This is a genomic window from Endozoicomonas euniceicola (assembly GCF_025562755.1).
GTDB classification, from domain to species: Bacteria; Pseudomonadota; Gammaproteobacteria; order Pseudomonadales; family Endozoicomonadaceae; genus Endozoicomonas_A; species Endozoicomonas_A euniceicola.
This window is the reverse complement of sequence record NZ_CP103300.1, coordinates 5418548-5431223: the sequence shown is the minus strand read 5'-3', so window position 1 is coordinate 5431223 and position 12676 is coordinate 5418548. Positions and strand designations below refer to the sequence as shown.

General features: G+C 47.4%; 11 protein-coding genes and 3 pseudogenes. 11 read left to right on the top strand and 3 right to left on the bottom strand.

Annotated features, from left to right (window positions below; translation table 11 throughout):
* Window positions 1-12 precede the first annotated feature (12 nt).
* Together NX720_RS22055 and NX720_RS22050 are read left to right on the top strand one after the other, a co-directional pair.
* Window positions 13-1182: a helicase-related protein gene (locus NX720_RS22055; protein WP_262597549.1), complete on the top strand. Its 1170-nt coding sequence runs from the start codon at window positions 13-15 to the stop codon at window positions 1180-1182.
* Between the two features lie 133 nt (window positions 1183-1315).
* A complete protein-coding gene (locus NX720_RS22050; protein ID WP_262597548.1) occupies window positions 1316-1648 on the top strand; it encodes a hypothetical protein in 333 nt (110 codons plus the stop codon).
* Between the two features lie 217 nt (window positions 1649-1865).
* Here NX720_RS22050 and NX720_RS22045 read toward each other — a convergent pair whose 3' ends face one another.
* On the bottom strand, window positions 1866-2207 hold the full coding sequence (locus NX720_RS22045) for a hypothetical protein (RefSeq protein WP_262597546.1): 342 nt from the start codon (window positions 2205-2207) through the stop codon (window positions 1866-1868).
* Window positions 2208-2398: 191 nt separating this feature from the next.
* Here NX720_RS22045 and NX720_RS22040 point away from each other — a divergent pair, with 191 nt between their 5' ends.
* The 8 genes and pseudogenes from NX720_RS22040 to NX720_RS22005 all read left to right on the top strand — a co-directional run.
* Window positions 2399-3547 carry an RluA family pseudouridine synthase gene (locus NX720_RS22040; protein WP_262597544.1) on the top strand — a complete coding sequence of 383 codons (1149 nt, stop codon included), beginning with the start codon at window positions 2399-2401 and terminating at the stop codon, window positions 3545-3547.
* 66 nt (window positions 3548-3613) lie between these two features.
* Window positions 3614-3997 (top strand): annotated as a pseudogene (locus NX720_RS27505) (IS30 family transposase); the annotation flags it as partial.
* A gap of 71 nt (window positions 3998-4068) precedes the next feature.
* Window positions 4069-4299, top strand: a complete 231-nt coding sequence (locus tag NX720_RS22030) for a transposase (RefSeq protein WP_262597541.1) — start codon at window positions 4069-4071, stop codon at window positions 4297-4299.
* A gap of 3 nt (window positions 4300-4302) precedes the next feature.
* Entirely contained in the window at window positions 4303-5367 is a 1065-nt protein-coding gene (locus NX720_RS22025) for an IS66 family transposase (protein ID WP_262597540.1), read from the top strand.
* On the top strand, window positions 5358-5975 hold the full coding sequence (locus NX720_RS22020; RefSeq protein WP_318654120.1) for an IS66 family transposase: 618 nt from the start codon (window positions 5358-5360) through the stop codon (window positions 5973-5975). The genes NX720_RS22025 and NX720_RS22020 overlap by 10 nt, the downstream gene beginning before the upstream one ends.
* A gap of 173 nt (window positions 5976-6148) precedes the next feature.
* A pseudogene (locus NX720_RS22015) lies at window positions 6149-6550 on the top strand (IS3 family transposase); the annotation flags it as partial.
* A 789-nt stretch (window positions 6551-7339) separates the two neighbouring features.
* Window positions 7340-8863 carry a group II intron reverse transcriptase/maturase gene (gene ltrA / locus NX720_RS22010; protein ID WP_404831018.1) on the top strand — a complete coding sequence of 508 codons (1524 nt, stop codon included), beginning with the start codon at window positions 7340-7342 and terminating at the stop codon, window positions 8861-8863.
* Window positions 8864-8955: 92 nt separating this feature from the next.
* Window positions 8956-9309 (top strand): annotated as a pseudogene (locus tag NX720_RS22005) (transposase); the annotation flags it as partial.
* 78 nt (window positions 9310-9387) lie between these two features.
* Here NX720_RS22005 and NX720_RS22000 read toward each other — a convergent pair.
* Window positions 9388-10611, bottom strand: a complete 1224-nt coding sequence (locus tag NX720_RS22000) for an IS110 family RNA-guided transposase (RefSeq protein ID WP_262597536.1) — start codon at window positions 10609-10611, stop codon at window positions 9388-9390.
* A gap of 403 nt (window positions 10612-11014) precedes the next feature.
* On the bottom strand, window positions 11015-11752 hold the full coding sequence (locus tag NX720_RS21995) for a three-Cys-motif partner protein TcmP (RefSeq protein ID WP_262597534.1): 738 nt from the start codon (window positions 11750-11752) through the stop codon (window positions 11015-11017).
* Between the two features lie 273 nt (window positions 11753-12025).
* Between NX720_RS21995 and NX720_RS21990 the strand changes: the two genes are divergently transcribed.
* Entirely contained in the window at window positions 12026-12667 is a 642-nt protein-coding gene (locus tag NX720_RS21990; protein ID WP_262597533.1) for a hypothetical protein, read from the top strand.
* Window positions 12668-12676: the final 9 nt, after the last annotated feature.

The window sequence follows — 12676 nt, the reverse complement described above, 5'->3', positions numbered from 1 at the left end:
CGGGGGCAGCTGGTGCGAGAGTCTTTGCATCTGCAATGTTTGCACTTCCCCAGGCGCTCTCATCGACTAGCCTGGCTGGCGGATACTATTCCACAAATTGCCGGAACCGGGATTGTTTATACCGCAACCATTCGAGATGCGGAACAGGTGGCTGACTGGTTGAGGCAACAGGGGATCACTGCCGCAGCTTACTACGGCGACTTGCCAACCGATCATCGGCTGGCACTGGAGTCTGCACTGCTGAACAATCAGTTAAAGGTGCTGGTTGCCACTTCTGCTCTGGGTATGGGCTATGACAAGCCTGACCTTGCTTTTGTTATTCATTACCAGAGTCCGGGGTCGGTGGTCAGTTATTATCAGCGGGTCGGCAGGGCAGGCAGAGCGATTCCGCAGGCCTGGGGAGCTTTACTGTCTGGCGATGAAGATGCGGATATTCAGAATTATTTTATTAATCAGGCCTTTCCTAAAGAAGAACTGGTGAATGAGATTCTTCAGACATTAAGTGATGCCGATAATGGCCTGAAGAAAACCGGGCTTCAGCGTATGATCAATGCCCGCCCATCGAAAGTTGAGTCGGCCCTGAAGTTTTTGATGGCAGAAAAACCGGCTCCGGTGATGAAGGATAAGAGCGTTTATTATCGAACCCCTGTTCGTTATGAGCTGCCCCATGAAGCTATCGCCCGACTTTGTGCATTAAAGGAGCGAGAGTGGGCCGAAATGGTGGAGTATTTGCATCATGGGGATTGTCTGATGCAATTTCTGGCTCGGGCTCTGGATGATCATGATTCTCAACCTTGCGGTAAGTGCATCAACTGCTCAGGTGAAACTAATCTGCCGACTACATTCAGCCCTGAAACAGGGCAGAAGGCGGCAGAGTTTCTGGAAAATGTGTTTATCGAGATCCCACCTAAAAAACAGGTAGGTAACGGGGTCGCTAATGCTCAGGCACGTTTTCCTGTGTATCAGTTCCCGCTGAAGTTTGGTGATCTGGCTCATGAACCCGGCAGGGCTTTATGCAAATGGGGTGAAGCAGGTTGGGGGGAAATTGCCAAACAAGTTAAGCGACATCATGCATTTGATGTTCGTCTGACTGCTGCGGCTGCCCGGTTGATCAGGGAGCGCTGGCAACCGGAACCCTTCCCACAGTGGATTGCTTATGTTCGGGTGAAAGTCTCATATTGACTCTCTTTTCAGGGTCTGCAGCCCAATAAATATGCAGTAGCAACAAATTTTCCCTGCCCAGCAAGGGTAATGGCCAAACACCGCTATGATGTTTACTGATAAAACGACACCATATTAGTGAGAAGCCGCCCCGATGGAAGTATGTCAGCCACTGACTGAAGTCGCCAATTCTTTCTGTCATGCAATTCAGCAGCTTGATCATAAACTGGCAGCTCTACGTCAACAGTGCGACCCCATTCAACACTTTGAAGACTATGAAGGTGAAGTTCACAAGCTTTTTACTCAGGCAGAGCGAGGTGTTCTGGAAGAAGACTTATCCGGACTTGATGTTGACACCCCGGTCATTGAAGTCAATGGCACCTGTTACCATCGAGTATTGCGAAGTTTAGAAACCTACCAGACCGTTGCCGGTTCCATCAAAGTTCCACGAACCAGCGGTCAGGATCGCTGCATCGTCCCTCTGTAACTCCGGGCGGGTATTATAGAGGGATACTGGACACCAAGAGCAGCAAAACAAGCTGTCTAGATGGTCGCTCAAATGCCACCGGGCGACGTAAAGAATCTGCTTGATCTGATGGGCAATATGTCGCCTTCGGAAACCTCTCTGGCTCGACTCCCCAAGAAGTTTAACGATCAATGGGAGCTAAACAGGGAAGCTTTTGAGGGCGTTCTCTGGGAAAGCATTAAAGTTCCAGAAAAGGCGGTGACTGCGGCAGCATCACCCTTTCCTTTGATACAGACGCTTTCCGGGTTTGTTTACAGGTGCGAATAAAACCCACCAGAATGTCAGCAGTCCATTTTTCTGCCTGACAGCCCGGAGGTAAAGGGACGGGGGCATAGGTTCCCTGGTTTAATTTTTCAGCAGCAGTCTGGTCACTTCGACGAATCTTGTAATATTCTATTAGCCTCATGACTTCTTCCGACCACTCGGGATGCTTGTTCGTTATGGCGTAAATTTTATCAAATTTTCTGTTTCTGGAACAGTCCTTAACGGCTGTCTGGTCGGGATTAATTCCCAGTGACACAAAAATATATTCTGCGTTCAGCACCTATATCAGCAATAAACCTTGATAGGGTCGTTAAGAATAAGTTGGATTATCTGCAGGCTGCAGGATTATTTTTTCAGACATCCCTGTTATGGGGCTGCTGAGAATTTCTTTAGCTGTGTTTGGTATACAATAGCCTTTGATAAATTATATAGCGTAGTTGTACAAATATGCGAACTTTATTATTTATGCTTGCTTTGTTTTATTGTCACCCCCTCCAGGCTGTAAAAATAAACTGGGCATACCCATTATTACTTATTGGGCAAATGAGTGAAATTTTGCATATAAGCAATAATCGTATTTCTACAACTGCACTAGTTTCACTGAACCACCTACTAAATATTCTTGACTGTGGTGAACAAATTAACTCAAGTATATTTGAATTGCATGGTAGTTATCTTGATTCATTATATATGGATTTCTTATACCATGAAATTGATAACAGGCATACATTAGGTAGTGAAAGACAACTTCTACTTTATTTCTTTGGAGATTCAGGTATACCAGAAAGCGACCATGTTATACAAAAAATATTTCAATTATATTCAAACCCCATTGTTTCAAGAATTATTGGCAGCTACAGTTCGTTATTTACAGAGAGACAGATGCTTCCAATAGCTGGAGATCTTACAACCATATATAGAGATACAGATATTATAGTTGTATCGAAACCTTGTGGCCTATTAGTACACCCATGGGGTGGTTCTTTGGCTCCAACTCTAATGAATTGGTTGTTACATGAATATCCGGAATTAGCTTTCTTGCCTAGAGCCGGAATCGTACATAGATTAGATAGAAATACAACAGGTTTAGTCATTGTTGCTCGGAACTTAGCTTCTCAAATAGACTTAATCTGGAAAATATACAACCATCGTTTTATTAGGTTTTACGGAGCTATTTGTGAAGGAATCATTGATGATGATTGCGGCACAATTTCATGTAAAGTTGATACTCCCAGGTACAAACCAAAAGCACAGCTTGTAGGCATTACACATTTTGACGTGATTAAAAGATTTGAGTGTTGTACTTTTATACATGCACATCTTGAAACAGGAAGAAGACACCAAATTAGAGCTCACTTTTCAAGGCATTTGAATAATCCACTAGTTGGTGATCGGCTATACAACTCAAGATTTTGTCAGAAACATACTGATTCAAATGATATAACCCCTCACCTTGATAACTTTCCTCGTCCTGCACTTCATGCGTTTAGGATTGCTATTGAATTATTAAGATCAAATAATATATTAGTGATAACTATACAGTTACCTGAGGATATAGTTAGTTTGTTAAATATACTAGACACTGAAAACAAATGAGTTTAATGAATAGCGTATGAGCTCAAAAACCGGTACATGAGGAAAAATCTCAGCTTGTCGTCTAACATCCTGACAATGGATGACAGGAAGTCAAAGCTACGGCTTGCCATGCCTCTGCTAGGGAAGAAAGCTAAGGATGTCAAAAACGCTATGATTAAGCTTTTGAAGCCTCTGGACAAGTTCATCAAGACGCTAGCATACGACAATGGTAAGGAGTTTTTTGAGCATGAGGTCGTTTCAAAAGCCATATCCCGCGACAGTTATTTCGCAAAGCCTTACCACTCTTGGGAGCGAGGGTAGAATGAGAACGCCAATGGGTTGCTCAGGCAATATTTTCTGAAATCAATGGAGCTGGATAAAGTGACCGAAGATCAGGTTTTCAGTACTGTTGACAAGCTGAACAACAGACCAAGAAAGTGTCTCGGATTTAGGACTCCCTATGAAGTATGATGGACCCCATAAACTGGACAGGTAGCTAAGTTAAGTTTTCTGGCTGTAACATACCCTTTCAGGAGGGAGTCATGGTAGCAAAAAGAAAACGACACAAGCCCGAATTTAAGGCACAGGTGGCACTGGAAGCCTACAAGGGAAATAAAACCATAAATCAGCTGGCCAGCGAGCATGAAGTCGCAGCCGTTCAGGTCAGCCAGTGGAAGCGGCAACTGCTTCAGGGGGTTCCAGAGGTTTTTGGCAGAACAAAGGTAACTTTTCTACAAACCACTAAACATAAGCTCAAAGTCGTCTACTTTTAGAGTATGCAAAATGCTCATGTTTCAGGATCAGGCACAACACCTGCATTACTGCCTGCCCCCTTTGCTACCTCGCAGGTCATCCTCACCAAGCAGGAACACATCCAGCTAAAACAGCAGGCCAAACTCTGGCATGCCATGTGGAAGGCGGCCTGTGGCCGAGAGAAAAAAGTATTGGCTAAAAATGCCTCTCTTATCGCTCAGCATAAAGCCGAAATGGCTGGGTTGAACACCCAGGTCGCTGATCTGAAATCAGAACTGGCACACATGAAGCACTTGCTTTTCGGTCGTAAATCAGAGAAGACCAGTTCTTCTTCAAAGAAAAGTGGCAATACTACCCGGCCACCTTCAAATCGAAAACGAGGTCACCAGCCCGGAGTCCCCGGCTCTGGTCGCCATCTTCACAACAACCTGCCAGTGGTTCATGAGTCTGTAGACTTACCAGTGGACAAACAGTGTTGTACAGTCTGTCACCGGCCATTCAAGTCTTTTTTCAATGACGACAGCTGCGACGTAATTGAAGTTGAAGTTAAGGCTCACGTTCGTCGTTATCACCGAAGGCATTACCAAAAAACTTGCCAGTGCCCTGAAACGCCCAATATTACTACTCCACCACCTCCACCAAGACTCATCAACAAAGGAAAGCTTGGTATTTCTGTCTGGGTGGAGCTGTTGCTGAATAAGTACGCATACGGCATCCCCATAAACAGGCAACTTGAGTCTTATAAGACTCAGGGACTGGAACTGTCGCAGGCGACCATCTCCTTTGGCCTGGAAGCTATAACGCCCTTTTTTGAGCCGGTTGCCGAAGCTACTCGGGAATTCGTCGCCAGTAGCGATCAGTGGCATGCTGATGAAACCCGGTGGATCAGCTGGGCACATGAGACCACAGGTTCTCACAAACATTGGCTTTGGGTATTTCTCTGTGATCAGGCGGTTTATTTCAGCATTGCTGACACCCGTGCGGCTGTCGTACCAGAGTCGATCATTGGTGACGGGGCTGGAACGCTGGTGTGTGACCGATACTCAGCGTACAAAAAGCTTGCGAATGATGCGGTGTCATTAATTTAGCTTTCTGCTGGGCTCACGTCAGGCGGGATTTTATTGACGCTCAACGAGGTGATCCGGAGTTGGAGAAATGGAGCGCCACCTGGGTGAACAGGATTGGTCGTTTATATCATCTTAATAGTCAGCGACTTGAAGTGCTTGATGAACCAGAGCAGCTAGCAACACAGCAGTTACGGCTTGAACATCAGGTAGAGCAGATGGCAATCCAGAGGGTTCAGGAACTTAATCGTCCTAAACTGCGAGTCAGAGCGAAAAAAGTGCTCGAAAGTCTACAGAATCACTGGGAAGGATTGACCCGCTTTGTCACTGATCCCGGTATCCCCATGGATAACAACGCTGCAGAGCAAGCACTGCGCACAGGTGTCGTTGGCAGGAAGAATTACTACGGCTCTGGCAGCGTATGGAGTGCTGATATAGCCGCTTTTCTATTCAGCGTTTTTATGACGCTAAAGCTTTGGGATATTAATCCAAAAATCTGGCTGGGTGCCTATCTTGAGGCTTGTGCCATAAATGGCAGGAAGCCACCTAATGATCTCACTCCTTATCTGCCCTGGTTAATGAGTGAGGAGCGGCTTTGTGAAATGCGCAATCATGATCCGCCAAAGGTATAACAATTGGAGGCAACAATAGGGAAAAGCGGTGTCTTAATTGCTAATTTTGAAGCGGTTTGTAGAAAAGTTACGAACAAAGCCTGAGGTCGATCCAGATGCGCTCACAGCGCCATTGTACCAAGAGATCGGTCGACTCAAAATGGAGCTGGACTGGTTGAAAAAAAAATCTGGCAATGTCCATTAATGATAAGCGGAGGTGCATAGAACCGGATCACCCAGAGATGGGCGTTCAGCGTCAATGCGAACTGATCGGCTTAAACAGGTCAAGCTGGTATTACCAAGCTTCTCCAGCCCAGGAAAGTGCTGTAAACCTTAACCTGATGCGGTTGATTGATGAACAATATACACGAACACCGTTTTACGGCAGTCGTAAGATAACTGCCTGGCTGAATGCTCAGGGATACCCGGTTAACAGAAAGCGCATACAGCGGCTTATGAGGCTGATGGGCATACAGGCTGTCGGCCCAAAGCCAGGCACCAGCCTGAGGAACAAGGAGCACAAGGTTTATCCGTATTTGCTGAACGGTGTTGACATTGTAAGGCCTAATCAGGTGTGGAGCACTGACATAACGTACTGTGTGCTCGGAATCCGGAGCTGACAAGGAGCCGGTCACCAGATCACGAGCTTATCTGGAATCGGTTACGAGTAGTTCAGGAAGAACCTCATAACCGCTGTTTCTCGTTGAGGAGGAACAAGAGTCTGAGCGACAGTGACCCACTGCCTGTTGGTGGGGTGATGTAACTCGCTGACAACGGGAACTGAGGCGAAGCCGTTACGCCAAGATGGTTCTCAAGACTGAGTGTCGGAAGGTTGAGGAACACGAACCGGTTAATCCGCATCTATGGGTTGAAATGTCACCACCACTTACACGGCTTAACAGGTGGTATGCAGAGACAGCAAGGGCACAGGTAGGGTCTAAGGGAAGCAGCAGAACATAATATACCGCTGTTGGCTTTTGGCGGTTGGCTGTATGAGCAGCTAATAGCCAAAAGCCAAAAGCCAAAAGCCCGGTAAGTTATTGAATGCTGCGCCCCTAAGCTGCGATCCGCACCATATTAGTATGGTGGCTGCGGGGGTCTTGTGGGGTTAACTCAACCAGCCCACAAGCTCTGCATCGACTTGCGGCAAGCAAGGGCAAAGACTGCGACCGGCAGCCTCCCCGACATATTTGAGTCCAGGTAAGTCTACCGAGGAAGGTCTGCTCAGGTGTTAAGGAAGCAGGGCTCCGATACTGAGCAGATTGACGGAGTTCCCGTAGTAGTCCGAGGTGGGGAAAGCCCGCCACATGGCGAAGGGGAACAGCTCAGCAGACTTGCAAGGTTGATTATCTGACCCTCTTTATAAGAGCACGAGGTGAAGACCTTTGATAATCAGAGAAATGCAGTGCAAGTTAGCAACATGGGCAACCAAGGATAAATGTCGGCGGTTCGACCGCCTCTTACGTTTAATTGCTGAACCCTTATGGCTGAAGGAAGCAGCCCGTATCACACTGGCCTCATCCGGTGCTCATACACCGGGCGTTGATGGCATGACGAAAATGACTGTTGAAAGTCGTCTCCCACAACTGCTGCTGGCCATTCGTGAACAATTACTGGATGGAACCTACCAGCCTTTACCGGCTCGGCGTGTCTATATCCCGAAAGGCAATGGCAAAATGCGTCCACTGGGAATACCCACTCTCAGGGATCGCATCGTACAACGTGCCATGCTGATGGCCATGGAGCCTATCTGGGAAAGCGACTTTCATCGCTTATCCTATGGCTTCAGGCCTGAAAGAAGTGTCCATCATGCGATTCGTACGGTCAAACTTCAATTGGAGGACAACACTCACACCAGCGGGCGCTGGGTGATAGAAGGTGATCTCTCCAGCTATTTCGATACTGTGCATCATCGACTGTTAATGAAAGGTGTTCGCAGGCGCATCAGGGATCAACGATTCCTGAATTTGCTGTGGCGCTTTATCAAGTCAGGCCATATCGATAAGAAGCTTTTCTGTGCAGCCAGCGAAGGTGTGCCCCAAGGCGGTGTTGCTTCCCCGTTACTGGCGAATATCATGCTTCATGAGTTCGATCAGTATTTGGAGGAGCGTTATCTCAGCCCGAAAGCGCGTAAGGATCGCTGGTACTGGAATCACACCGTTAAAATTGAACGACCCGTTGCCATCAAGGAAAACCGGCAATGGCAGCCAGCAGTAACTTACTGCCGGTATGCGGACGACTTTGTGGTGATCGTCAAAGGCACTAAGACACAGGCAGAAGCCATTCGGGACGAATGCCGTGAACTACTGGAAAATAAGCTGAAACTGACGTTGAACATGGAAAAGACCCATGTCACTCACGTCAACGAAGGCTTTGTATTCCTTGGGCATAGGATTATCCGCAAACGTAACCGCAAGGGTGAAATGCGGGTATCGACGTCCATTCCCAAGGATAAAGTCAGAAACTTCATTGCAAAATTGACCAAAGAGCTGTCGGGCAACTACAGCATGAGTAAGATTGATATGGTGGACAAGATCAACCGCAAGTTAAAAGGTTGGTCGAACTTCTATCAGTTCACCGATAACACGGCAATGGTCTACAACAAAGTGGACAGAGTTGTATTCTGGAAGCTTGGGCATTGGCTGGCACGAAAATACCGCTGTTGCATGAAACCAATCATGAAAAAGTGGTGTAAATATCCAGAAGTAGGTAAAGCCAAAACATGGGTTCTGTTCGGTAAGACCGATACCGGAAACCTGTGTGGAAAGAGCCTGTTCAGACTGGTAAGCAGCCCCAAGAAACCCTTTCGCTTCCGTTTACCTGAATGCAACCCCTATCTCAGGAATGATGACCGTAAAACCGTTACGTCAAGGTATGACGATGTTGCAATGGCTTTCAGCCACTGCTGAGTGGAGAGCCGTATGCGCTGAAAGGTGCACGTACGGTTCGGGGAAGAGATGCGGGGAGATAGTTCGACTACGCCCCGCATCTTATTCCACGCCCGATGCCTCAGGGGTTTATGTACCTTGTTGCCATCATTGACTGGTACAGCCGTTACGTGGTCAGCTGGGAGCTGTCGAACACGTTGGATGCAGACTTCTGTATTCATGCGTTGAATTGTGCGCTTGAACGAGGTGAGCCCGACATATTCAATACAGATCAGGGCTGCCAGTTCACCAGTTATGATTTTCTGGCACCACTGCAGGAGCGAAAGATACGCATCAGTATGGACGGAAAAGGGCGAGCACTGGATAACATTTTTGTCGAAAGGTTGTGGCGTTCCGTCAAGTATGAATGGCTGTACACGCACGAGTTTCAGACTGTTCCTGAGCTATTTACAGGGCTGGATGAGTACTTTGCCGTGAAAATCCCTAAATTGTGGGCACAAACAACCACCTTGCACGAGCAAGGAACCATCGTGTTAACCATAAGCTCAGGCTTGTTGTTGAACCTGAGCCAGGTAGCCGTATTCTTCCAGCTTGCGAAGCCAGCGTGATGCGTTCTTCCTGACCGTTAAACCCTCGTAGTCAGTGTCAGGATCGACATATGGCTGTCGCTTCTTCAGTAAGGTATAAATCACACGAATCAGTTTATGGGCAATGGCAATCAAACTGCGCTTGTGTCCCCTGCGAATAACCAAGCCCTGATATTTGCCCTTGAACTGGCTCTTTGTCCTGATGGCCGCGTTGGCCACTTCGCAAAGAGTCGTCTTGATCATTTTATTGCCTTTGCGTGTGCGACCGCTTTTGCGCTTGCCTGCACTCTCGTTATTTCCTGGGCAAAGTCCCGCCCAGGAAGCAATTTCCTTCATGCCACCAAACTGACTCATATCATCACCGATTTCTGCAATCAGTGTTGCAGCACTCATCTCATGAACGCCCGGTAACGTCTGCAGAAGCTGCCAGGCCTCTTTCCATGGCTGGATTACTCTCAGAATCTGGACTTCCAGCTTTTGCAGCTGCTCGCCAAGGAAATCAATATGACTCCGGATATCTCTCAGTACAATAAGGTGAGAGGTTGATAGCTTTTCGTCCATGCTGGCCATTAACTGTTTTTTGTCAGCCTTCAACCGACCGTCTGCCTTCTTGATAATGTCCTGAAGGGATTCTCCATCAATCAGCGCATTGACCATACGCTGGCCTGATTTGCCATTGATGTCGCTGATCAGGCCACCGAGCCGAATACCACTGTCGTCCAGTGTCTTATGCAGCCGGTTCTTCTCATTCGCAGTTTGCTTGACCAGTGCGTCACGGCGACGGGTAAGGAGGCGCAACTGCTCTTGATCTGGATGAGGTACAAAACTTGGACGAACCAGACCACAATGGGCTAGCTGGGCCAGCCACTGGCTGTCTAAAGTATCGGTCTTGCGACCGGGCACGTTCTTGACGTGCCGGGCATTCACTACCCGGGGGTTCAGGTCACGACCAATGATAGAAGCGTAAATACTTTTCCAGTAAACCCCCGTACTTTCCATTACAGCCAAATCAATCTGGTGCTGCTGAAGAAACTGACACATCGCTTCCCGGTCTTTTCTGAAAGTCCCAAACTCGTGGGTTGTTACCTGAACACTGCCGTCTGGCATTGCCTTACGAATAGAGACCATGACCATCATTTTATGAACATCAATACCTGCACAGTTTTTCACAATGGGTTGCATCGTCTATGCTCCACAAGTTCAAGGAAGAACAGCAGAGCCTGACGAACTGGATCGGATCGCCATAGTCTCACTTGGAGAAAAGGGCTGTTTGCCGTGCATTCAATGTTCCAGAGATGGAGCCTGATGGTACCAGCCCTGAAGCATGAGATAAGCGAGGGTGCGAACGATCCAGCCCAGGTCAATTTGAGTTCAGGGTCTAAAAGCCACTGCAAAGAATTCGACCACTGTCAGGCTCTGCCTCAGATACATTGTGGCAGCACATCATTTTCATTGTGCAGGGTGACCGGAAATGCGGTCATGAAGATTTGAGTTTTACAACACCGAACGGTTGCACCAGTCGTTGAGTTATAAAACACCTCAGGCAATTCACTTTGCATGAGGGACTTTAAACCACTGGCAGGACTTAACTTAAATTTGTTGGTTTACTGTCTTGACAGTGGGGTCCACCATATTCAGTTGCACCTGACCGCTTGAGCTGCTGCTTATAGAGGTTGTAAAAAAACTCTTTCCTCTTTTCCTGATCAGCAATGTTCCGCCCTTCTCGCCAGTCAGGGCAACCAAACAGAGAGTCAAGGCTGTTTTCAAAGGTTGGGGTGACTTTAAAGCGATTAATGAACGAGTACATAAAAGATATGTACAGCTCACTTTTCGGGTTGGCGAGCACACGAGCCATGGTATCCATTGCATTGTCAGTGACACCAAACGGATCAACCATGGCAAAGCATGGGAGTTGCCTGGAGCTCTGTAACTGGATTTGGTTTAACAGCTCCGTGACCGACGCATCAAAAACGCCATGAATGAAGTGGACGTTGACGTTAGAAGGCAGCTTTGGAAAGCGGGTTTTCACCAGGTTGGTCAAGTGATTAATGCGACTTTCGTCTTTTTCCAGGAAATAGAAGTCAACCTGACTGCTGATGTGCTTTTTGTAGCTATGCTGGATCAAGGCATCTAAAGCAATGATAGGGGAGCCTGGTGATCCACATTTGTATTCACCAGGTCCTGCAAAACCGTCAATGAACATCAGTCTGGGAAAGCCGGAGCTGAGGATAGGCAGCCAGGCTTGCATGTAGGATTGCAACACCTGATGCTTCCCGATGGTATGCGAGTCAAGAGGCCAGCAGGTAGACGACGGAGCAGCCATAAATTGTCCTGTGTTATGGTATCGACAACGTTCAAAGCCAGAATGAATGTTCCAGATTAAACATCATACTGAGAACTCCAGCCCCCAATATTGACCTGAGTGGTATCTGCTATCAACAATAACGGTAGAGCTATTATGGTTATGGTGGCGAGAAGCTTGCCGTCCACACAGGCGAAGCACCATGCACTACTTCCTCACATGAGTGAAGACCCTAATCCTGACTCATTCTCTAAGTGGACTACAGAATCATTCACACAACGATTGGGTTTACGCATGAGTGAAAAAAAACACTACGGTTATCTCTGGTTGGCTGAGCTAAAAAAGCTCGCCAAGACCCTAAAAAAAGACCATCCTGACCTGAACCATTCTCAAAGGCTTGAACTTGCTGCCCAGCAGTTTGCAGGTGTCAGGCACTATCATGAAGCCATGGCTTTGCATAAACAGTATATTGACTCCCTGCAAGAACGGAAGGGATCAAGCTTGGTCAATTGCAAGTACTGCGATCTCAATTACTACGCAGATTTGGCCGAAGATCTCAAGTGGCATGAAGAGCGACACCTTAAGTATGAAAAGGCTGAAAAAGCCCTTGGGTATAAGCCGGAAGCACGGGAAGAGCGGGAAGCCTCTAAGCAAGTAGCGTATGAAGGGATGTACCTACAAAAGGAAAACCCCAAAAAGCAGGTCGAGTATGCACTGAAGCTAATCAGGGCGCACTTCGACCGGTCACTGGAAGCTGCTATTGATGGCGATTATTGGAAGAGCCACCCTCCTTTTGAAGCATTTGCGGCAATGATGGATTATGGGCCATCATTGATCCCGCCAGAAGCAATGCAGGTCATCAGGAATAGGTATGGTTGTATTGAAGGCCCTATACCAAGAGGGCTTTCATACTGGTTCCCTCGGAATCAAGCCTGAGTTTACAAG

Excerpts from the sequence above, each read along its gene's own strand:
- NX720_RS22050 (WP_262597548.1), top strand. The coding sequence starts at position 1,316 with ATGGAAGTATGTCAGCCACTGACTGAAGTCGCCAATTCTTTCTGTCAT.
- NX720_RS21990 (WP_262597533.1), top strand. The coding sequence starts at position 12,026 with ATGAGTGAAAAAAAACACTACGGTTATCTCTGGTTGGCTGAGCTAAAA.
- NX720_RS22030 (WP_262597541.1), top strand. The coding sequence starts at position 4,069 with ATGGTAGCAAAAAGAAAACGACACAAGCCCGAATTTAAGGCACAGGTG.
- NX720_RS22000 (WP_262597536.1), bottom strand. The coding sequence starts at position 10,611 with ATGCAACCCATTGTGAAAAACTGTGCAGGTATTGATGTTCATAAAATG.
- NX720_RS22040 (WP_262597544.1), top strand. The coding sequence starts at position 2,399 with ATGCGAACTTTATTATTTATGCTTGCTTTGTTTTATTGTCACCCCCTC.
- NX720_RS22025 (WP_262597540.1), top strand. The coding sequence starts at position 4,303 with ATGCAAAATGCTCATGTTTCAGGATCAGGCACAACACCTGCATTACTG.
- NX720_RS21995 (WP_262597534.1), bottom strand. The coding sequence starts at position 11,752 with ATGGCTGCTCCGTCGTCTACCTGCTGGCCTCTTGACTCGCATACCATC.